Here is a 21,780-nt window from a genome sequence, read left to right as displayed (position 1 = left end):
CACCCCCGCAAGGAGAACCATCGTGGCGAACCAGAACGTCCGAGTGGCAGCGGCCGCCCGCGCCGCGTCCAAGCGAGCCGCGAAGGCCCGCCGCCCGATCTCGTCCCCGACCCTGACGGTGCCGGTCGAGAGCGACGGGCCGGAGCCGAAGCCGGAGTCGAAGCCGGAGTCGAAGCCGAATGCGCAGCCGAATGCGCAGCCGCAGCCGAAGCCGAAGTCCGGGACCCCACCCCACTTCCGCCGGCCGGCCCTGCTCACCGCCGCCCTCGCGACCCTCGTCCTCGCGGGCCTGACCGCGACCACCGCACTCGGCCTGCAGTACCGCGACTCCACCCGCACCACCGAGGCCCGCACGTCCGCCGCGGCGGCCGCCCGCAAGGCGGCGCCGGCGATCCTGTCGTACGACTACCGCCACCTGGACACCGACTTCGCGACGGCCCGTACGCACCTCACACCCCCGTTCCTCGACGAGTACACGAAGACGACCACCACGGTGGTGGCGCCGACGGCCCGCCAGTACCAGGGCGTGGTCAAGGCCACGATCGCCAAGCCCCCGGGCGCCGACGCCTCGGCCTCCGTGTCGGTGGTCTCCGCCTCCCCGGACAAGGCCGTGATCCTCCTCTTCATGAACCAGGTCACGACCAGCACCCGCATCTCCGGCCCCCGCGTCGACCTCAACCGCGTACGGATGACACTGGTCCGCACACCTCAGGGCTGGAAGGTGAGCGCCGTCGACGCGCTGTAGTCGAGGACGAGCCGTGACCGCCGCGCCACCTGCCTCCGTCCCCGAACCGGCACGTGAGTAGGCTCGACCTCGCTCATCACAGCCCCGGGGGGAGATCGCGCGTGGAACGGCTGCGCCATGACGACCCCCCACGGACCGGGCCCCACATCACCCTGGCCCGGCTCGACCCGGAGTCCGAACAGGCCGTTCCCGAAGGCCGCTTCATCGCCCGCGGCGCCGACGGCGACCGCACGTTCCTCGCCCGCCTCCCGCGCCCCGGCGCCGACCCGACCCGCTGGCCATCGAGGCAGAGGGCGCCCGTCGGCTCTCGATACCGGGGTTCCTGCCGGTCGAGGAGGTCGGCGGCACGGCGGCCCAACCCTGGTGCACGACGCCGTACGTCCCCGCCCTCCCGCTCCCCACGGCCCTGCGGGCCCACGGCGGTCCCCTGCCCGAGCCGGTCGTCCGGGCCCTGGGCGCCGCCCTCGCCCAGACGCTGGCCACCGCCCATGCCCACGGCGTGACGCACGCGGGCGTGTCCCCCGCCGCCGTGCTGCTCACCACCGCCGGCCTTATCTGGCAGCAGGCCGGGGCCCCCACGAGAAGACCGGCTTCCACAAGGACCAGACGTGGTTCCTGCCGGCCGTCGGCGCCCGTTCGGGCAGGAAGCTCTGGGAGATCCAGCAGGTCCTCGGCCGGCGCGTCGGCCCGCCGGCCGACGTCTTCTCCCTGGGCGCCGTCCTCGTGTACGCGGCGAGCGGCCGGCACGCGTACGAGGGTTCGTACGTCGCCGCCGTGCAGTACGAGGTCGTCCACGGCGCGCCGCGCCTGGACCGCGTGCCGCCCCCGCTCCAGCCGCTGATCGGCGCGTGCCTCGCCCCGGACCCGGCGTCGCGGCCCCTGCCGGACCAGATCATCCAGTCGTCCGCCCCGCCCCGGGGCGCCGAACGCGCCTGGCGGCACGGACTGATCGCGCACGACATCACCACCCGCGAGCACAGCCTCGGTTTCCCCTTCCGTCTCGACCTCCGCAACGGCAAGCCGACCGACTGGCCCTACACCGGCCTCTTCGAATGCGACCCGCCCAGCCCCCTCGTGGTCCAGGGCAACGGCCTCTGGTCGGTGGCGGTCAACGAGAAGCAAGGCGGCATCGACGTCATCGACCTCTCCCCGCAGGGCCGCCCGCCGTGGGTCTTCCCGATCACCAAGACCCCCGACCTCTACTGGATCACGGGCGACGCGAACCGCGTCTTCCTCCTGGACGGCCCGTCACTCACGGCCCTGCCCGTGTTCTGACCAACCCCGCGGAGCCCAAAGCGGCCGGCGGCCGGCCGGACGCTCCCCCCACCCGCCGGCGCGCGCGAAACCGGTCAGCCCGCTTCGACTTCGAGGCCGGCCTCGACCCAGTCCTGGATGCCCTCACGGTACTTGCGCACGTTGCCGTAGCCGAGGGCGGCGAGCCGCTCGGCGACCTGACTGCTGTTGGAGCACGCCGGGTTGGAGCAGTAGGTGACGATCGCGGCGTCGCGGTCAGGGAGCAGGACGGACGCCTGGGTGTCGACGTCGGCCGGGGCCAGGGCGAGCGCGCCGGGCAGGTGCTGCTGGGTGTAGTAGGCCCCGCCGAGCGTGTCGACGACGGTCACGGCGCCGGCTGCGATCGCAGCCTTCAGCTCGTCGCGGGTGATGAGTGCGGTCATGTCACTACCTCCGAGAGAATCGGACTACAGTCCTCTTGTGACTCAAGACAGTAACGGACCGCAGTCCGGTTCTGCAATGCCGTTGGAGCTACTGCGGACGACGCCCCCCAAAGAACGCGCGGACGCGGCACGCAATCGGGCCGCCGTACTGGAGGCGGCGGCTCGGCTCTTCGCCGAACACGGCGTTGAGGCGGTAACCATGGATCAGGTGGCCGCGGCGGCCGGCGTCGGCAAAGGAACCCTCTTCCGCCGCTTCGGCGACAAGTCCGGACTGGGCTCAGCACTGCTGGACGCCCGCGAGCAGACGCTGCAGGAGGCGATCCTGCACGGACCGCCTCCCCTGGGCCCCGGAGCACCGCCCGATGAGCGCCTCGCCGCTTTCCTCAACGCCTACTTCGACTACCTGCTCGGGCATCTCGCCCTGGTCCGCATGTCGGAGACCGCCACTCCCGGCGCCCGATACCGGATCGGGGCCTACCGGTTCTGGCACCGCCACATGGCGATCCTGCTCGCGACCACACCCGACCCGGACCACGCCGCCCACGCCCTGCTCGCTCCGCTGGCCGCCGACCACGTGGCCGCGCTCCTGCCCGAACTCGGCGAACAGCGCATGCGAACGGGCCTCCTCCGCCTCGCCCACTCGGCGCTACGAGAACCCCGCCCCGAGAGCCGGCGCTGAACCCGCCTCGCGACACCCTGCGCATCTGCGCCAGAGCCGTTCGTCCGGCAGGCCCGTGGCCGCCGGTCCACGAGAAGTCGGCCCGGCCCCTCGCACGATCGACCGGAGTGGGGCCGTCCGCCGACATCTCCACCGAGGAGTCGACCCCACAGCCCGAAAACGAAGAAAGCGCACGTCACTTGGAGTGACCTGCGCTTTCCTGTGGAGCCGCCTTCGGGATTCGAACCCGAGACCTACGCATTACGAGTGCGTTGCTCTGGCCAACTGAGCTAAGGCGGCACGCCGTGCTTCCCCATGGTGGGTGCAGCAGCGACGCCAAGTCTACACAGTTTCCCGGGGTGCTCCCGACCACCCTCCGCGTGGCCCACGCCACCCCTCACGTGCAGCGCTTGCCGTCCTTCGGGACGGTGCCGTCGAGCAGGTAGGTGTTGATCGCGGTGTCGATGCAGTCGCTGCCGCGGCCGTACGCCGTGTGGCCGTCGCCCTCGTACGTGAGCAGGGAGCCGGAGGACAGCTGGTCCGCGAGGGACTGGGCCCACTTGTAGGGGGTGGCCGGGTCGCGGGTCGTGCCGACGACGACGATCGGGGCCGCGCCGTCGGCGGTGATGCGGTGGGGGCGGCCGGTCGCGGGGGTGGGCCAGTAGGTGCAGTTCAGGGCGGCCCAGGCGAGGCCCTCGCCGAAGACGGGGGACGCCTTCTCGAAGGACGGGACCGCCTTCGCGGCGTCCGCGGGGCCGGCGAAGGACGCCGGGAGGTCCAGGCAGTTCACGGCGGCGTTGGCGAACATCAGGTTCGCGTACGAGCCGTCCGGCTCGCGCTCGTAGTAGCTGTCGGCCAGGGCGAGCAGGCCCGAGCCCTCGCCGCCGATCGCCCGGGTCAGCGCCTCGCGCAGCTGCGGCCAGGCCCCCTCGTCGTACATCGCGGCGATCACCCCGGTCGTGGCCAGGGACTCTCCCAGCGCGCGGCTCTCGCCCGTCGGCACGGGATCGGCGTCGACCGCGCGGAAGAAGGCCTTCAGGTTGTCGGAGGCCGCGGCGACGGACTTCGTGCCGAGCGGGCAGTCGGGCTTCGTGACGCAGTCGGCCGCGAACGCCCGGAAGGCGGTCTCGAAGCCGGCGGTCTGGTCACGGTTGAGGTCGACCGCGGGCAGCGAGGGGTCCATCGCCCCGTCCAGGACCAGCCGGCCGACTCGGGCGGGGAACAGCTCGGCGTAGGTCGCGCCGAGGAAGGTGCCGTACGAGGCCCCGACGTACGTCAGCTTCTCGTCGCCGAGCACGGCCCGCACGATGTCCATGTCCCGGGCCGTGTCCACCGTCGAGACATGGGGAAGGATCGCGCCGGATCGCTTCTCGCAGCCGGCCGCGAAGCTCATGAAGGAGGCGGCGAGGGCGCCGGTCTCGGCGGCGTCGTCGGGCGTCTGGTCGACCTGGGTGTACGTGTCCATCTGCGGGCCCGTCAGACAGTCGACGGGCTCGCTGCGGGCCACCCCGCGCGGGTCGACGGCGACCATGTCGTACTGGGCGCGCACGGGGGCGGGGTAGCCGATGCCCGCGTACCCCTGGAGGTAGCCGACGGCGGAGCCGCCGGGGCCGCCGGGGTTGACCAGGAGCGAGCCGAGGCGCTTGCCCGGGCCGGTGGCCGCGACCCGGGAGACGGCCAGCTTGATCTCCCCGGCCTCCGGCTTCGCGTAGTCGAGCGGGGCGCGGAGCGTGGCGCACTGGAACCTCGGCACGCCGCAGTCGCGCCAGGCCGGCTTCTGCCCGTAGTAGGTCCGCAGCGCGGGATCGGGCGTCGCGGCCGTCGCGGCCCCCGACGGCGACGTCGCGGAGGAGGGCCCGGCAGGGGCGGCGGCGTCGCTCCCGCCCGTGCAGCCGGAGAGGATCAGCCCGGCGACCGCGAGGGCCGTGGCGGACGTACGGAGCAAGCGCCTGGAGTCCATGTCCGGAGGGTATCCGTACGGGTACGGACCGTGTCCAATCAGTCTCGTAGGGCCATGGTCATCGCCTCCACGGCGAGCAGCGGGGCGACGTTGCGGTCCAGCGCTTCCCGGCAGGCGAGCACCGCCTCTATCCGGCGCAGGGTCCGCTCCGGGGCGGTGTCCCGGGCGATCCGCTCGACGGCGTCCCGTACGTCCTCGTTGGCGATCGGCGTCCGCGCCCGCAGCTGCAGGGCCAGCACATCGCGGTAGAACCCGGTGAGGTCGGTGAGCGCGAGGTCCAGGCTGTCGCGCTGCGTACGCGTCTTGCGGCGCTTCTGCCGCTCCTCGAGCTCCTTCATCGCGCCGGCCGTGCCGCGCGGCATCCGCGAGCCCTGGCCCCCGCCGAGCGCGGCCCTGAGCTCGTCGGTCTCCTTGGTGTCGATCTCCTCGGCGACCTGCTTGGCGTCCTCGCCCGCCGCGTCGATCAGCTCCTGGGCCGCCTTGAGGCAGCCGCCGATGTCCCCGACCCGCAGCGGCAGCTTGAGGACGACGTCCCGGCGGGCCCGGGCCCGCTCGTCGGTGGCCAGCCGGCGGGCGCGGTCGATGTGGCCCTGGGTGGCCCGGGCGGCCGCCGCGGCGACCTGGGGCTCGATGCCGTCCCGGCGTACGAGCACGTCGGCGACGGCGTCGACCGGGGGCGTGCGCAGCGTCAGGTGGCGGCAGCGGGAGCGGATGGTGGGCAGCACGTCCTCCAGGGACGGCGCGCACAGCAGCCACACCGTGCGCGGCGCGGGCTCCTCGACCGCCTTCAGGAGGACGTTCCCCGCGCCCTCGGTGAGCCGGTCGGCGTCCTCCAGGACGATCACCTGCCAGCGGCCGCCGGCGGGCGACAGCTGGGCGCGCCGTACGAGCTCACGGGTCTCCTTCACACCGATGGAGAGCAGGTCCGTGCGGACGACCTCCACATCGGCGTGCGTCCCGACGAGCGCGGTGTGACAGCCGTCGCAGAACCCGCACCCCGGCGCCCCGCCCAGCGCCCGGTCCGGGCTCACGCACTGCAGCGCGGCGGCGAACGCCCGCGCCGCCGTCGCCCGGCCGGAGCCCGGAGGGCCGGTGAACAGCCAGGCGTGGGTCATCTTGGACCCCTCGGGGTCCGGCCGGCCGGCGGCATGGTCGGTCACGAGCGCGTCGGCGTCCCGCGCCGCGGCGGCGAGCTGCTCCTCGACGCGGGCCTGTCCGACCAGGTCGTCCCATACGGCCATGTCTGCCCCTCCTCAGGTACGCCCTCCATTGTGGGGCAGCCCACCGACAAGCAGCCGCCAGGAGGTCCTGTCACCGGCGGCGGCGGCGCCCGTCGTCCTCGTCGTCGTGCGGGCCGAGCAGCTCGTCCGCGAGGGTGGGGAGGTCGTCGAGCGGGGTCTCCTCCGCCCAGTCGGAGCGGCGCTTCGGGCGGCCCTGCTCGTCGACCTGGGGCAGCTCGCGGGTCCGGTCGTCGGCGCCCGCGGGCTGCTCGTCGCGGAAGATGCCCCGCGGCACCCGGTCGACCGGATCGGCATCCCGTACGGGCGGCAGCACCGCCGTCTCGTCCGCGTCACGCACCGGCGGCAGGACGGTCGTCTCCTCCTCGGGCCGGACGGCCTCCGGCTTGACGATCGGAGTGGGGACGGTGACCTCGTTCGCCGACACGGTCGGCACGGTCTGCGTCACGTCGTCGGGCATGGCCTCCGGCTTCACCAGGGGCGTCGCGATCGTGATCTCGTTCGCCGACATCTCCGCGGCCCTGGCAGCCTCCGCGGCCTTCGCGGCCTTCGCGGCCTCCGCCGCCTTCGCGGCCTCGGCAGCCCTCGCCGCGGCAGCCTTCTCGGCCGCCGCCTTGTCCGCCGCCACCTTCTCCGCGGCCGCCTTCTCCGCCGCTTCCGCCGCCGCCTTCCGCGCCGCCTCCTCGGCGGCCTTCGCCGCGGCGGCCTCGGCCAGGCGCCGGGCCTCCTCCGCCCTCAGCAGGGCCTCCTCGGCCTTGCGCTGCTTCTCGAGGCGGCGCTCCTCCGCCTCCGCGCGCAGCCGGGCCTCTTCCTCGGCCTGCTTGTGGCGCCGCTCCTCCTCCTCGAGGCGGGCCTTCTCCTCGGCCGCGCGGCGCTTGCGCTCCTCCTCGGCGGCCAGCCGGGCCTCCTCGGCCCGCCGACGGGCCTCCTCAGCCTGCCGTTCGGCCTCGCGGCGCCGCGCCTCTTCCTCCTCCTGGCGCTTGCGCTCCTCCTCCTCGGCACGGAGCCGGGCGAGCTGCTCCTGGCGCTCGCGCTCCAGCCGCTCCTCCTCGGCCTTGCGGGCGGCCTCTTCCTCCGCCCGGCGCCGGGCGTCCTCCTCGGCCTTCTTCCGCGCCTCCTCCTGGGCCTTCACCTCGGCCTCGGACAGCGGCAGCATCCGGTCGAGCCGGTGGCGTACGACGGTGGTGACGGCCTCCGGCTCCTGGCCGGCGTCGACGACCAGGTAGCGGCCTGGGTCACCGGCGGCCAGGGCGAGGAAACCGGCCCGCACGCGCGCGTGGAACTCCGGCGGCTCGGACTCGAGACGGTCCGGGGCCTCGGTGAACCGCTCCCGCGCGGTCTCCGGCGAGACGTCGAGCAGCACGGTCAGGTGCGGGACGAGCCCGCCGGTCGCCCAGCGGTTGATGCGGGCGATCTCGGTCGGCGACAGGTCGCGCCCGGCGCCCTGGTAGGCCACGGAGGAGTCGATGTACCGGTCCGTGATCACCACCGCGCCCCGTTCCAGGGCGGGCTTGACCAGCGAGTCGACGTGCTCGGCGCGGTCGGCGGCGTACAGCAGCGCCTCGGCGCGGTGGGAGAGCCCGGCCGAGGACACGTCGAGCAGGATCGAGCGCAGCCGCTTGCCGATCGGGGTCGCCCCCGGCTCGCGGGTGACGACGACCTCGTGCCCCTTGGCGCGGATCCACTCGGCGAGCGCCTCGGCCTGGGTGGACTTGCCGGCGCCGTCGCCGCCCTCCAGGGCGATGAAGAAGCCGGTCGGGGCGGGTGCCTGGACGGGGTCGGCGCCGCGCAGCGCGTCGCGCAGATCGCGGCGCAGCGGCACGCCGGCCCGGTCGTCGGTCTTGGCGAGGACGAGCGCGGCGACGGGCAGCAGCAGCGCGCCGACCAGCATCAGCGTGAAGGCGGCGCCGCCGTGTGCGAAGACGAAGCTGCCGGAGGCCAGGCGGTGCGGACCGATGGCGGCGGCGAGCAGCGGCGCGGCGAGCGCGCCGACCGCCATGGCGACCCGGGCGACGGCCTGGAGGTGTGCGGTGACCCGGGGACGCCGGGCCTCCTCGGTCTCCTGGTCGATGAGGGTGTGGCCGGTGTTGGCGGCGACACCGGCGGCGTACCCGGCGAGTACGGCGAGGAACAGGACCGTGGCTGTGTCCGGCACGAGGCCCATCGCGAGCAGCGCGACGCCGGTGAGGGCGATCGCGAGGGCGAGGAGCCGGCGGCGGGAGAGCACGGTGAGTACGGAGCCGGCCGTCCGGATGCCGACGCCGGTGGCTCCGCTCAGCGCGAGGACCAGCAGCGCGAAGGTGACCGGGCCGCCCTCGAGGTCGTACGCGTGCAGGACGGAGACCGCCGCGGCGGCCGCGACGGCTCCGGCGACGGTGGCGCAGGCGAACACGAGGAGCGGGACCGCTCCGGTGCGCCCCTTCTCGGCCGCGGGGCGGCGCAGGCCCTCCAGGGGCGAGCGCGGCCGCGGGGTCTGTCCGCCGGGCAGCTCGATGGCGGACAGGACGGAGACGGAGGCGGCGAACAGGCCGGCGGCGACGTACGAGCCGAGGGCGGCCTGGTGCAGCGAGAACCACTCGATGCCCGTGCCGAGCAGGTTGCCGACGAGCGTGGCGACGAGCAGCACGGCGGCCGCGGTCGGAACCGCGAGGAATCCGGTCCGCAGCGAGAGCCGGCGCAGCGCGTCGAGGTGGTCGGGCAGGGGCCGCACGGCGGCGCCCTCCAGCGGCGGCGCGGGCAGCAGCGCGGGGGCCGCGCCCTCGCGGGCGACGGTCCACAGCCGCTCGGCGGCGCCGACGACGAAGGCGGTGCCGAGGAGGAAGCCCAGGGCCTTGTCCGGGGTCCAGTCGATCCACAGGGGCGCGATCACGAGGAGCGCGATCCGCAGCCCGTCGGCCCCGATCATGGTCCAGCGCCGGTCGAGCGGGCCGCTCGGACCGGTCAGCGTGGTGAGCGGTCCGAGGAGGACGGCCCCGAACAGCACCGAGGCCAGCAGCCGGGCGCCGATCACGGCGGCGACGGCGAACGCGGCTCCGCGGACTCCGCCTCCGAGGGCTCCCCCGATCACGGCGGCCTGGAATCCGAGGAGCAGCAGGACCAGCAGGGCGAGGGCGTCCCCGGTCCCGCCGACGAACTGCGCGCTCCACAGCCGTCGCAGCGGTTGATGGCGCAACAACGCCCGTACGGCACGCTCCCGGGAGTCTGCGACAAGCGCGACGTCGGAGTCTGGCTGCTCTGCTCGCGTCATCCGTCCACCCTATCCGGACCCCTTCACTCCCCGTGGCCTCCGTCCGAACAAACGTCGGGCAGAGCGCGAACACGTCAGGGGCGGGGGTCCATGGACCATGGACCCCCGCCCCTGCCACGGCACGCGCTGTTACTCGGGCTTCGCGCCGATACTCGGGCTTCGCCGCGTTGCTCGGGCTTCGCCGCGTTACTCGGGCTTCGCCGCCGCCGTCTTCTTGGCGGCGGTCTTCTTCGCCGCGGCGGTCTTGGCCGTCGTCGTCTTCTTCGCGGCGGTCTTCTTGGCCGCCGTCTTCTTCGCCGGCGTCGCCTTCTTGGCCGCCGCCTTCTTCGCGGGCGCCTTCTTGGCCGCCTTCTTCGCCGGCGCCTTGGCCCGCTTCTCGGCGAGCAGCTCGAAACCGCGCTCCGGCGTGATCGTCTCCACGCTGTCCCCGGTCCGCAGGGTCGCGTTGGTCTCACCGTCCGTCACGTACGGACCGAAGCGGCCGTCCTTGACGACCACCGGCTTCTCGCTGACCGGGTCGACGCCCAGCTCCTTCAGCGGCGGCTTGGCGGCCGCCCGGCCCCGCTGCTTGGGCTGCGCGTAGATCGCGAGCGCCTCCTCCAGCGTGATCGTGAAGAGCTGCTCCTCGTCCGTCAGGGAGCGCGAGTCCGTGCCCTTCTTCAGGTACGGGCCGTAGCGGCCGTTCTGCGCCGTGATCTCGACGCCCTCCGCGTCCGTGCCCACCACGCGCGGCAGGGACATCAGCTTGAGCGCGTCCTCCAGCGTCACCGTGTCGAGGGACATCGACTTGAAGAGCGAGGCCGTCCGCGGCTTCACCGCGTTCTTGCCGGTCTTCGGGGTGCCCTCGGGCAGGATCTCGGTGACGTACGGGCCGTACCGGCCGTCCTTGGCGACGATCTGGTGCCCGGTGGCCGGGTCGGTGCCCAGCTCGAAGTCGCCGCTCGGCTTGGCCAGCAGCTCCTCCGCGAGCTCGACCGTCAGCTCGTCGGGCGCGAGGTCGTCGGGGACGTCCGCCCGCTGGTGGCCCTCGGCCTCCTTCTCACCGCGCTCGACGTACGGGCCGTAGCGCCCGACGCGCAGCATGATGCCCTCGCCCACCGGGAAGGAGGAGATCTCCCGGGCGTCGATCGCGCCGAGGTCGGTGACCAGCTCCTTCAGACCGCCGAGGTGGTCGCCGTCGCCGTTCCCGGCGTCGGCGGCGCCGCCCGAGGCACCCTCCGGGCCGCCCTCGCCGAAGTAGAAACGCTTCAGCCACGGCACGGCCTGGGCCTCGCCCCGCGCGATGCGGTCGAGGTCGTCCTCCATCTTGGCGGTGAAGCCGTAGTCGACGAGCCGGCCGAAGTGCTTCTCCAGCAGGTTGACCACGGCGAAGCTCAGGAACGACGGCACGAGCGCCGTCCCCTTCTTGAAGACGTAGCCGCGGTCCAGGATCGTGCCGATGATCGACGCGTACGTCGACGGGCGGCCGATCTCGCGCTCTTCCAGCTCCTTGACCAGCGAGGCCTCGGTGTAGCGGGCCGGGGGCTTGGTCGCGTGGCCGTCGGCGGTGATCTCCTGGGCGGACAGCGCGTCGCCCTCGGCGACTTGCGGCAGCCGGCGCTCACGGTCGTCCAGCTCGGCGTTCGGGTCGTCGGCCCCCTCCACGTACGCCTTCATGAAGCCGTGGAAGGTGATCGTCTTGCCGGACGCGCTGAACTCGGCGTCCCGGCCGTCCGCGGAGCGGCCACCGATCTTCACGGTGACCGAGTTTCCGGTCGCGTCCTTCATCTGGGAGGCGACGGTCCGCTTCCAGATCAGCTCGTAGAGCCGGAACTGGTCGCCGGTCAGGCCGGTCTCCGCCGGGGTGCGGAAACGATCACCCGAAGGGCGAATCGCCTCGTGCGCCTCCTGCGCGTTCTTGACCTTGCCCGCGTAGACGCGCGGCTTCTCCGGCAGGTAGTCGGCGCCGTACAGCTGCGTGACCTGCGCCCGGGCCGCCGCGACGGCGGTGTCGGACAGGGTCGTGGAGTCCGTACGCATGTACGTGATGAAGCCGTTCTCGTACAGCTTCTGCGCGACCTGCATGGTCGCCTTCGCCCCGAAGCCCAGCTTGCGGCTCGCCTCCTGCTGGAGGGTCGTCGTACGGAAGGGGGCGTACGGGGAGCGGCGGTACGGCTTCGACTCGACGGACCGGACCGCGAACGAGGTCTCGGCGAGCGCGGCGGCGAGCGCCCGGGCGTTCGCCTCGTCCAGGTGGAGGACCTGCTCGGACTTGAGCCGGCCGTCCGCGCCGAAGTCACGGCCCTGCGCGACACGCCGGCCGTCGACCGACGCCAGGCGCGCCACCAGGGACGACGGGTCCGAGGAGTCACCGGCGCGGCCGGTGGAGAAGGTGCCGGTCAGGTCCCAGTACTCGGCGGAGCGGAACGCGATGCGCTCGCGCTCCCGCTCGACGACGAGGCGGGTGGCGACGGACTGGACGCGGCCCGCCGACAGCTTCGGCATGACCTTCTTCCACAGGACCGGCGAGACCTCGTAGCCGTAGAGGCGGTCGAGGATACGGCGGGTCTCCTGGGCGTCGACCATGCGCTTGTTCAGCTCGCGCGGGTTGGCGACGGCCTCGCGGATCGCGTCCTTGGTGATCTCGTGGAAGACCATCCGGTGGACCGGGACCTTGGGCTTCAGGACCTCGAGGAGGTGCCACGCGATGGCCTCGCCCTCGCGGTCCTCATCGGTGGCGAGGAAGAGCTCGTCGACCCCGGCCAGCTGCTCCTTGAGCTTCCTGACCTGGGCCTTCTTGTCAGCGTTGACGACGTAGATCGGCTGGAAGTCGTGCTCGACGTCGACGCCGAGACGGCGCACCTCGCCGGTGTACTTCTCCGGCACCTCGGCGGCGCCGCTGGGGAGGTCGCGGATGTGCCCGACGCTCGCCTCGACGACGTAGCCGGGGCCGAGGTAGCCCTTGATCGTCTTCGCCTTGGCAGGCGACTCGACGATGACGAGTCGGCGGCCGCCCTGTGCGGTCTCGCTGGTCGGGGACAACTTCGCTCTTCTCTCCGGTCGACGCTCGGTGGCACGTACGGCGCTGGCACGTACGGCGGCGGCACGTGCGGTGACGCTGCCGTCGCTGCGGAGTGTGACGGTACAACCCGCCCCCGTGTCAAACGGCAAAAGCCCGCAACGGCCACTCGAACGGTAACCCGACTCCTGGCATTCCTGCCGCCCGGACTCCCGGTCCGGTGCGGCGGGGCCGCGCGGAACGACCTCGTCACAGCCGTCCTCACAGCCGTCCGAAGCACCACATCCCGAGAAGAAGGAAGGCGATTCCGAAGATCGTCGTCAGCGTGGCGGCGGCCCGCGTGTCCACCCCGTGCGCGACCGGCTCGCGGTGCGCCACCCGCACCCCTGTCCACAGCAGCAGCGCGGCTCCGAACAGCGCGAACGCCGTTCCGGCGAAGATCGCAGGCCCGCTCTCCATGCCCGTACCCCGTTCCCATCACAGGGCCCCCGTGGTCCCTGAAGGCCGAGGCTGGCACCTCCCGGCGTCCTCGGCGCGAATTCCGGGTGAACGACGCGGACGCTCCCGTACGGGTTCACGAATATGGCCGGTAGTGCCCCCACCTTCTTTCTTCTCGTTCGTCACATCACATCGAGCGTGGCCCGTCGCCTGCTGCCCCGCTCGAAGAGGGCGAGCAGCGTCACGGCCAGGACCGCGTACCCGGCCCCCACCGCCAGCTCGGCGCCGAGCAGCGCCCCGTCGAGCCCGCCGCCCGCGGTCAGCCGGCGCGCCGCGTCCGCCGCGTGCGTCAGCGGCAGCAGCTCGCCGGCCGTCCGCATCCACTCCGGCAGCGTCTGACGGGGGACGGCGGCGCCCGTCATCAGGAGCAGGACCGAACTGGCCACGTTGGACACCAGGAACACGTCCCGGAACCGGAGTCCGAGCGCGCCGAGCGCGAGCCCGAACGCCGCACAGGCACCGGCCGCGACGAGCAGCACCAGGGCGAGCCCCGGCAGCGCGCCCGCGGGCACCGGCAGTCCCAGCACCAGGGCGGCGGCGGCGAGGACGAAGGCGCTGACGAGCAGCCCGTTCAGGACGTACGGGAGGGCGCGTCCGGCCCACAGGGGGACGCGGCGGCGCGGCGAGAGCAGGACGGCCCCGAGGGTGCCGAACCGGCGCTCGTTCGCGATCGCCATGGTGCCGCCGTACACGCAGGAGGCGGAAGCCGCGAGCACGGCGTTGCCGACCAGATGGAACCGGTCGTCGGCGACACCGAGTTCTCTGCCCAGGAAGACGAAGAAGAAAACCTGGAGCAGCGGCCCGACCAGCAGGGTTCCGATGAACATGGGCGGGGTCGTCCAGTTGAACAGCGCCCGGTAGGAGAGCGCTCCGCCGACGAGGACGAGCCGCGCGGAGGACGCGGAGGAGAGGAAACGGAACATCTCTGGTGGCCTTTCAGGCGAGGGCGAGCGTGGCCGCGGCGCGCGCCCGCCGCTCCACCCGGCCGAGGACGAGGACGGCGGCCAGCGCGTATCCGGCGCCGAGCGCGACGGCGGCGAGCAGCGGTGTGAGGACGTCCCCGCCGGAGGTCGCGGCGTGCACGGCCCGCGCTCCCCAGGTGGTCGGCAGCGCCCAGGAGAGCGGGTGCGTCCAGGCGGGCAGCACGCCGATCGGCACGAGCAGCCCGGACAGCAGCCAGACGGGGGTGTCGAGCGGGTTGGCCAGCGCGTTGGCGTTGCGCAGCAGGACGAAGGTGGCGGCGAGCAGCAGCCCCATCATGCCGAGCGCGAGCACGCACACCGGGACGGCGACGAGAAAGAGCAGCGGGTGCGCGAAGTCCAGCGGCACGCCGAAGAGCAGCATGCCCCACAGGACGGTCGCGCCCATGGCGTACGTGCCGATGACGGCGGTCGCGAGCGTGATCGGGAGCAGGACGAGGGCGAGCGGCGCGGGCGCCACGACGAGCGTCTCCAGGGTCCCGAGCCAGCGCTGGTTCTGCACGGCGCCGCCCGAACCGAACAGCACCGAGCCCCAGATGCCCATCAGTCCGGCGCCGACGGAGGCGGTGAGGAGACGGTCGGGGTCCCCGGCGGCGCGGAACAGGTAGACGGCCAGGGTCGCGTACACCAGCGGGACGAGGACGGCGAAGGTGATCTCGATGGGCGAGCGGGACATGTACGAGACATGGGTGCGCACACCGACCCCGATCAGCCGCAGGACGCGCGTCACGCCGGCACCTCCTGGGGGGCGTCCTCGGTCGCGGCCTCTTCCACGATCGCGATGTAGGCGTCCTCCAGGGAGGGTTCGCGGCTGGCGACCCGCCCGATCCGTACGCCGTCGACGGCCGCGAGGACCCGGGCGTGCGGGACGGCGCCGCGGTCGCTCTGCACGGTCACGGTCTGCGCCGCGCCCCGCTCCTCCACCGACGCGCCCCGGACACCGGGCAGTTCGCGGATCCGGGCCAGGTGGTCCTCGCCCACGCCGTACGCCTCGATCTCCAGCACGTCCCGTTCCCGGACGCGGGACTTGAGGCTCTCGGGGGTGCCGAGCGCCCGGATCCTGCCACCGGCGATGACGGCGAGGCGGTCGCAGAGCTCGTCCGCCTCGGCCATGTAGTGGGTGGTGAGCAGCACGGTGGTGCCGGCGGCGGCGAGGTCGGCGACGGTACGGCGCAGGTCGCGGGCGGCGACCGGGTCGACGCCGATGGACGGCTCGTCGAGGAAGAGGACGTCGGGGTGGTGGAGGAGACCGCGGGCGATGTGGAGGCGCTGCCGCATCCCGCGCGAGTACCCCTCGACCCGCTCCTTCTCGCGGCCCGTGAGGCCGACCAGGTCGAGGAGTTCGGCGATCCTCCGCTTCTGGGCGCGGGCCTCGACGCCGTACAGCTCGGCGAAGTAGCGGAGGTTGTCGAGCGCGGACAGCCGGTCGTACAGGCCGCGGTCGCCGCCGAAGACGTAGCCGATCCGGCGGCGTACGGCGACGGGGTCGCGGGCCACGTCGTGCCCGAACACCCGGGCCGTGCCGGAGGTCGGCAGCAGCAGGGTGTTGAGCATCTTGATGGTGGTGGTCTTCCCGGCGCCGTTGGGGCCGAGCAGCCCGAACAGCTCCCCGGGCGCCACGTCGAAGGTGACCCCGCGCACGGCCTCGGTCTCGGTCCGCCGGGGCCGCAGCCACCCGGTCCTGCTGGTGTAGGTGCGGCGCAGCGCGTCCGCCTCGATTGCGAGCATGGGCGGGACGGTAGGAGGGCGGGGAGGGCCCCGGCCATCGATTCGGAAGCCCCCGAATCCTCAGGCCACGGCGCTCAGCACGCCCTCCCCGGCGAGCAGCGCGAGCAGGGAACGGCCGGTGTCCGTGAGCTGGTAGTAGACGGAGCGGCCGACCCGGTGCCGGGTCACCACGCCCGCGTCCGCGAGCAGCGACAGATGCTCGGAGACCGTGCTGGGCGCGAGCCCGAGCCGGTCGGCGAGCCCGGCCGTGGTCAGGGGGCCGGCCAGCTCCCGCAGCACCGCTGCCCGGCCGCGGCCGAGCATCAGCCCGAGCCGGTCCTCGGCGACGGGCTCGGCCGGTTCGCGCAGGGCGGCGGCCCCGCGGGCCTGGAAGGAGACGGCGACCACCTCGGGGTCGTCGGTCGAGTAGAGCCGGCAGCCCTCCGCGAAGACGAGCGGTACGAGGACGAGCCGCCGCTCCCCCGCCGCGTACTGCGCGTCGACGTACTTCGTCAGTTCGAGCACCGGACGCTCCCAGCGGCCGCGCGACTCGAGGCCGCTGAACAGCGCGTCGACGCCCTCGGTGGCGAACGTCCGCGCCCGCACCAGCACTTCGTCCTCGACGAGCCGGCGCATGGTCGGCCAGTACGGCTCGATCGCCCCCTCCCAGTACGCCGCGTACGCGTCGGCGAGCGCGGCGCAGGCGGCGGCCGGATCTCTCAGATACGGCTGTACGGAGGGGTGGTCGGCCAGGCCCGGGTAGCAGTCGGACACCTGCTCGCGGACGAACTCCGGGTCGGTGGCTCGCAGCAGATCGAGCTCCTCGTGGACGTGGACCGTACCGATCGGGCGGGGCAGCAGAAAGTCGGAGACGTTCGGCGGCAGTTCCTCCACCAGGGCGCGCAGGGGCGCGATCCGCTCGTCCTCCCGCCACACCTCACGTGCCAGGCCCACCCACTCCTGGTACGGCCAGGAGGGGTGCCGGTGCGGCATCGCGAGATGGATGGAGCAGAAGGCGTCCCGCAGCGGGCTGATCGCGATGCGGGTCGCCCCGAGCGCGGCCTCGTCCAGCTCGATCCGTATCAACCCTGCTGTGCCTCTCGGGCCGGGAGGAGGAACCCCTCCTCGACGAGGAGCCGGATGGCCTGCGGGGTGCGGTCGCGCAGCAGCACGGGGTCCTCGCCCATCAGCTGTCCGATCGCGTCGAGGATCCGCCCGGCGCTGAGCGAGCCGTCGCAGACGCCCGCGAAGCCGGCCCCGACGTGGTCCACCTTGGTGGCGCGCCGCATGCCCCGGTTCTGTCGCAGCACCACGTGCTCGGGGTCCTCGGCACCCGGCAGCCCGACCTGCTCCTGCACGACCTCGGGCGCGAGGGTGAAGTGGTCGGCGAGCAGGGCCGCGTCGTCGTGCGTGCGCAGATAGTCCTGCCGCTCGAAGTGCGCCCGTACGGTGTCGCCCAGCGGCTGTTCGACGGGGTGCGGCCACTCCTCGATCACGATCGACGGCTCGGCCTCGCCGGAGGCCACGGCCGCGTTCTTGCGCAGGGTGATCCAGCCGAAGCCGACCGCCTTGGTCTTGCGGGCCTCGAACTCGTCCAGCCAGGCCTCGTACCGCTCGGTGTAACGCTCCTGGTCCTCGCGGTGGTCTCCGCTGTCCCGCAGCCACAGCTCGGCGTACTGGGTGATGTCCTGGACCTCGCGCTGCACGATCCAGGCGTCGCAGCCGCGCGGCACCCAGGAGCGCAGCCGGTCCTGCCACTCCTCGCCCTCGACGTGCTGCCAGTTGGCGAGGAACTGGGCGTAGCCGCCGTCGTTGAGCCGCTCCCCGGCCTGCTGCACGAGCGTGCGGCACAGGTCGTCGCCGCCCATCCCGCCGTCGCGGTAGGTGAGCCGGGCGCCGGGGGAGATGACGAACGGCGGGTTGGAGACGATCAGGTCGTACGTGTCGCCGTCGACCGGCTCGAAGAGCGAGCCCTGGAGCAGCTCGGCCTCCCGGGCCCCGGAGAGGGCGAGCGTGAGCCGGGTGAAGTCCAGGGCGCGCGGGTTCAGGTCGGTCGCGGTCACGAGCGTGGCGTGCTGCGCGGCGTGCAGGGCCTGGATGCCGGAGCCGGTGCCGAGGTCGAGCGCGGAGGACACCGGCGTACGGACGGTGATGCCGGCGAGTGTGGTGGAGGCCCCGCCGACGCCGAGGACGACGCCTTCGTCCTTGCGCCCGATGCCTCCGGCCCCGCCGACGGCGCAGCCCAGGTCGGAGACGATGAACCAGTCCTGGCCCTCGGGCCCGCCGTACGGCCGTACGTCGACGGTGGCGCGGATCTCGTCGCCGTCGCGCTCCAGCCAGCCGTCCGCGAGGCACTCCTCCAGCGGGAGCGCGGCGGCGGCCCGCTCGGCGGGGACGGCTCCCTGGAGCAGGAAGAGCCGCACGAGGGTCTCCAGCGGGGAGTCCCCCCGGGTGGCCCGCAGCGCGGGCACGGTCTCACTGCGCGCGAGCGCGGCGTAGGCGGGGGCGCCGAGCAGGTCGAGCAGTCCGTCGGCGGTGAAGGCGGCGGCGAGCAGGGCCTCGCGCAGCGGGGCGGCGTGCGCGGGCACCGGGAGGCGGGAGGTCAGGCTGGTGGTACTCACCCCACCATTGTGGCGGCCGCCACCGACAATGCCTCGCCTGCCCCGCCCGGCGCCTTGCGGTCGGCCCGTCTCGCACGAGGGCCCCGGGGCGAGCCGTGCGCGCCCCGGGGCCCTCCGTCCCACGTCGCCGCGCGCTACTCGGCGCTCTTGCTCGCCGAGCCGGACGGCTTGGCGGACGCCTTGCCCGACGGCGTGGAGCCCGCCTTCGGGGAGGCGGTGGCGGTCGGGGGCGTCGACGGCGTGGCCTTCTGGCAGCCGGGCTGCTTGGCCATCGCCGTGCCCAGCTCGCCGGACTGCAGCTTGGCCAGCGCGTCCTGGTCCATCTTCTCGATCTTCTTCAGGCCGTCGGCGACACCCTGCAGACCGTCCGCGAACTTCTGCTGGTTGGTGGGGTCGAGCGCGTCGACCTGCTTCTTCAGGTTGTCGTAGGCCACCGCCGTGGCGTTGAGCTCCTTCACGGCGTCCTGCTGGAGCTTCTCGCCGTTGTCGACGGGCGGCGCGCCGGCGCCCTCGATGGCCTTGGCGAGCGCCCGGTCCGCGTCGGCAATGTCCTGGAACGCCTTCGAGTCGGCGGCCTGGATGTCGGCCGGCTTTCCGTCCGCGGCCGTCGAGATGATCAGCTGCTGGGCGTCGGCCCGCTTCTGGATCTGGGGCTTCGCCTGGTCGCAGACCGTCTTGGCCCAGTCGTTCACCTCGTCGCCGTCGTCGCTGCAGCCGGACAGCGTGAGTACCAGTACCGCGGCGCCGGACAGTGCGACAGCAAGCTTCTTGTTCACCGGATCGGTCCCTTCCAAGGCTCTCGGCCCCGGAACATACACGCCGAGCGGGCGACATCCACCTTTCGTGGGACTGGTTCATCCTTCATTGCAGCCTTTTGCACCAAGGGAGACACGCCTCACGCACCCCCGAACAGGAGGCGGACGGCACGTCAGCACGTGCCGCCCGCCTCCTTCCTGACCTGGTGTTACGAAATCACCGGCGCGTCCGGGGAGGCGGCCGTCCGTTCGGCGGCGTTGTCTTCGTCACCCACGGCCACCGAGCGCCGCTTGGAGACGTAGACCGCCCCGATGATGACGACGATCGAGAGGACGGCGATCAGCGCCCGCAGTCCGGCACTCGAGTCGTCGCCGTAGCTGAACTGCACGACCGCCGGCGCGATCAGCAGGGCGACCAGGTTCATCACCTTCAGCAGCGGGTTGATGGCCGGTCCCGCGGTGTCCTTGAACGGGTCGCCGACGGTGTCGCCGATGACGGTCGCGGCATGCGCCTCGCTGCCCTTTCCGCCGTGGTGGCCGTCCTCGACGAGCTTCTTGGCGTTGTCCCATGCGCCGCCGGAGTTGGCGAGGAAGACCGCCATCAGCGCGCCCGTGCCGATGGCCCCGGCGAGATACGAGCCGAGGGCGCCCACGCCGAGGGAGAAGCCGACCGCGATCGGCGCCATCACGGCGAGCAGCCCGGGCGTGGCGAGTTCGCGCAGCGCGTCCTTGGTGCAGATGTCGACGACGCGCCCGTACTCCGGCTTCTCGGTGTACGTCATGATCCCGGGGTGCTCGCGGAACTGGCGCCGCACCTCGTAGACCACCGCTCCGGCCGAGCGCGAGACCGCGTTGATCGCCAGCCCCGAGAAGAGGAAGACGACCGCCGCGCCGAGGATCAGCCCGACGAGGTTGTTGGGCTGCGAGATGTCCATCGAGAGGTTCATCTCACTGGCTCTGGCCCCGACTTCGCCGACCGCCGTGGCGATCGCGTCGCGGTACGAGCCGAACAGCGCCGCAGCCGCCAGGACGGCGGTGGCGATGGCGATGCCCTTGGTGATGGCCTTGGTGGTGTTGCCGACGGCGTCGAGGTCGGTGAGGACCTGGGCGCCCGCGCCCTGGACGTCGCCGGACATCTCGGCGATGCCCTGGGCGTTGTCGGAGACGGGGCCGAAGGTGTCCATGGCGACGATCACACCGACGGTGGTGAGCAGACCGGTGCCGGCCAGGGCGACCGCGAACAGCGCCAGCATGATGGAGGCGCCGCCGAGCAGGAACGCCCCGTAGACGGCGAGCCCGATCAGCAGGGCGGTGTAGACGGCGGACTCCAGGCCGATGGAGATCCCGGCGAGGACGACGGTGGCGGGGCCGGTGAGCGAGGACTTTCCGATGTCCTTGACCGGGCGCCGGCCGGTCTCGGTGAAGTAGCCGGTGAGCTGCTGGATCAGCGCGGCCAGGACGATGCCGATGGCGACGGCCACCAGGGCGAGGATCCGCGGGTCGCCGGGGTGGGCCTGGATGCCGGGCTCGGTGACGCCCTTGAGGTCGGCGTAGGAGGACGGCAGGTAGGCGAAGACGGCGACGGCGACCAGGCCGAGCGAGATCACCGCGGAGATGAAGAAGCCGCGGTTGATGGCGGTCATTCCGCTGCGGTCGGCGCGCCGCGGGGCGACCGCGAAGATGCCGATCATCGCGGTGACCACGCCGATCGCCGGGACGATCAGCGGAAAGGCGAGGCCGAGGTCGCCGAAGGCCGCCTTGCCCAGGATGAGCGCGGCGACGAGCGTGACGGCGTACGACTCGAAGAGGTCGGCGGCCATGCCCGCGCAGTCGCCGACGTTGTCGCCCACGTTGTCGGCGATGGTGGCGGCGTTGCGCGGGTCGTCCTCGGGGATGCCCTGCTCGACCTTGCCGACGAGGTCGGCGCCGACGTCGGCGGCCTTGGTGAAGATGCCGCCGCCGACACGCATGAACATCGCGATGAGCGCGGCGCCGAGGCCGAAGCCCTCCAGGACCTTGGGCGCGTCGGCGGCGTAGACGAGGACGACGCAGGCGGCACCGAGCAGGCCGAGGCCCACGGTGAACATGCCGACCACTCCGCCCGTACGGAAAGCGATCTTCATGGCCTTGTGCGCGACGGTCGTCAGATCCTTTTCCGGTTCGCCCGGCGCCGGGGTCGCCTCCCGTGCGGCCGCGGCCACCCGCACATTCGCCCGAACGGCGAGTCGCATGCCGATGTATCCGGTGGCCGCCGAGAAAAGCGCACCCACCAGGAAGAACAGGGAACGCCCTGCGCGCTGCGACCAGTTGTCGGCGGGAAGCAGCATCAGCAGGAAGAACACGACGACGGCGAAGATCCCGAGCGTCCGCAACTGCCGTGCGAGATAGGCGTTCGCGCCTTCCTGCACGGCCGCGGCGATCTTCTTCATCGAGTCCGTGCCCTCACCGGCCGCGAGCACCTGGCGCACCAGGAGCTGGGCGACGAGCAGCGCCGCGAGCGCCACGACCGCGATGACGATCACGATGGTTCGGTTCTCGTCGGTGAGTACCGCCGCGGCGAGAGAAGTGGGGTGTCCGGTCAGTTCTGGGTTGAAGAGCCCCGCCATTCGTCCTCCTTGACGTTGCGAGCTCAAGATGTGGACGGATTGTAGGGAGCGGAACCTGATCAAAACAGGGCGCCGCAAATGGAATTCCGCA

The 21,780-nt window shown here is 72.8% G+C and carries 16 protein-coding genes and 1 tRNA gene; 3 read left to right on the top strand and 14 right to left on the bottom strand.

Features of this window, described 5'->3' with window-relative positions:
- The first annotated feature begins 22 nt into the window (after window positions 1–22).
- Together FDM97_RS02050 and FDM97_RS36965 are read left to right on the top strand one after the other, a co-directional pair.
- On the top strand, window positions 23–745 hold the full coding sequence (locus FDM97_RS02050; RefSeq protein WP_137988554.1) for a hypothetical protein: 723 nt from the start codon (window positions 23–25) through the stop codon (window positions 743–745).
- A gap of 723 nt (window positions 746–1,468) precedes the next feature.
- Complete coding sequence (locus FDM97_RS36965) at window positions 1,469–2,020, top strand: hypothetical protein (RefSeq protein WP_137988553.1); 552 nt, start codon at window positions 1,469–1,471, stop codon at window positions 2,018–2,020.
- A 74-nt stretch (window positions 2,021–2,094) separates the two neighbouring features.
- Here the strand turns inward: FDM97_RS36965 and FDM97_RS02040 are convergent, their stop codons facing one another.
- Window positions 2,095–2,421: a rhodanese-like domain-containing protein gene (locus FDM97_RS02040; RefSeq protein WP_137988552.1), complete on the bottom strand. Its 327-nt coding sequence runs from the start codon at window positions 2,419–2,421 to the stop codon at window positions 2,095–2,097.
- A 76-nt stretch (window positions 2,422–2,497) separates the two neighbouring features.
- Between FDM97_RS02040 and FDM97_RS02035 the strand changes: the two genes are divergently transcribed.
- Window positions 2,498–3,100: a TetR/AcrR family transcriptional regulator gene (locus tag FDM97_RS02035; protein ID WP_175439010.1), complete on the top strand. Its 603-nt coding sequence runs from the start codon at window positions 2,498–2,500 to the stop codon at window positions 3,098–3,100.
- A gap of 202 nt (window positions 3,101–3,302) precedes the next feature.
- Here FDM97_RS02035 and FDM97_RS02030 read toward each other — a convergent pair.
- The 13 genes from FDM97_RS02030 to FDM97_RS01970 all read right to left on the bottom strand — a co-directional run bounded on the left by FDM97_RS02030 (window position 3,303) and on the right by FDM97_RS01970 (window position 21,689).
- Window positions 3,303–3,379: transfer RNA gene (locus FDM97_RS02030), tRNA-Thr, on the bottom strand.
- A 97-nt stretch (window positions 3,380–3,476) separates the two neighbouring features.
- A complete protein-coding gene (locus FDM97_RS02025; RefSeq protein ID WP_137988551.1) occupies window positions 3,477–5,039 on the bottom strand; it encodes an alpha/beta hydrolase in 1,563 nt (520 codons plus the stop codon).
- 38 nt (window positions 5,040–5,077) lie between these two features.
- A complete protein-coding gene (locus tag FDM97_RS02020) occupies window positions 5,078–6,280 on the bottom strand; it encodes a DNA polymerase III subunit delta' (RefSeq protein ID WP_137988550.1) in 1,203 nt (400 codons plus the stop codon).
- Window positions 6,281–6,350: 70 nt separating this feature from the next.
- A complete protein-coding gene (gene tmk, locus FDM97_RS02015; protein WP_137988549.1) occupies window positions 6,351–9,524 on the bottom strand; it encodes a dTMP kinase in 3,174 nt (1,057 codons plus the stop codon).
- A 186-nt stretch (window positions 9,525–9,710) separates the two neighbouring features.
- Window positions 9,711–12,545, bottom strand: coding sequence for a type I DNA topoisomerase (topA, locus tag FDM97_RS02010; protein WP_137988548.1), 2,835 nt, complete (start codon window positions 12,543–12,545; stop codon window positions 9,711–9,713).
- A 238-nt stretch (window positions 12,546–12,783) separates the two neighbouring features.
- Complete coding sequence (locus FDM97_RS02005; RefSeq protein WP_137988547.1) at window positions 12,784–12,981, bottom strand: hypothetical protein; 198 nt, start codon at window positions 12,979–12,981, stop codon at window positions 12,784–12,786.
- Window positions 12,982–13,142: 161 nt separating this feature from the next.
- A complete protein-coding gene (locus FDM97_RS02000; protein WP_137988546.1) occupies window positions 13,143–13,943 on the bottom strand; it encodes an ABC transporter permease in 801 nt (266 codons plus the stop codon).
- A 13-nt stretch (window positions 13,944–13,956) separates the two neighbouring features.
- Complete coding sequence (locus tag FDM97_RS01995) at window positions 13,957–14,730, bottom strand: ABC transporter permease (protein ID WP_137988545.1); 774 nt, start codon at window positions 14,728–14,730, stop codon at window positions 13,957–13,959.
- Window positions 14,727–15,728: an ABC transporter ATP-binding protein gene (locus FDM97_RS01990; RefSeq protein WP_137988544.1), complete on the bottom strand. Its 1,002-nt coding sequence runs from the start codon at window positions 15,726–15,728 to the stop codon at window positions 14,727–14,729. The genes FDM97_RS01995 and FDM97_RS01990 overlap by 4 nt, the downstream gene beginning before the upstream one ends.
- A 60-nt stretch (window positions 15,729–15,788) precedes the next feature.
- On the bottom strand, window positions 15,789–16,793 hold the full coding sequence (locus tag FDM97_RS01985) for an ArsR/SmtB family transcription factor (RefSeq protein ID WP_137988543.1): 1,005 nt from the start codon (window positions 16,791–16,793) through the stop codon (window positions 15,789–15,791).
- A complete protein-coding gene (locus FDM97_RS01980) occupies window positions 16,790–18,328 on the bottom strand; it encodes a N5-glutamine methyltransferase family protein (protein ID WP_137988542.1) in 1,539 nt (512 codons plus the stop codon). The genes FDM97_RS01985 and FDM97_RS01980 overlap by 4 nt, the downstream gene beginning before the upstream one ends.
- A gap of 134 nt (window positions 18,329–18,462) precedes the next feature.
- Window positions 18,463–19,104: a small secreted protein gene (locus FDM97_RS01975; protein WP_137988541.1), complete on the bottom strand. Its 642-nt coding sequence runs from the start codon at window positions 19,102–19,104 to the stop codon at window positions 18,463–18,465.
- A gap of 188 nt (window positions 19,105–19,292) precedes the next feature.
- The gene (locus tag FDM97_RS01970) at window positions 19,293–21,689 is read right to left on the bottom strand and encodes a sodium-translocating pyrophosphatase (RefSeq protein ID WP_137988540.1); all 2,397 of its coding nucleotides are present in this window, start codon (window positions 21,687–21,689) and stop codon (window positions 19,293–19,295) included.
- Window positions 21,690–21,780 lie beyond the last annotated feature (91 nt).

This window comes from Streptomyces vilmorinianum (assembly GCF_005517195.1).
Classification (GTDB): Bacteria; Actinomycetota; Actinomycetes; order Streptomycetales; family Streptomycetaceae; genus Streptomyces; species Streptomyces vilmorinianum.
Note: the sequence above shows the minus strand (reverse complement) of the source record. Positions and strands in the feature narration are given on the sequence as shown.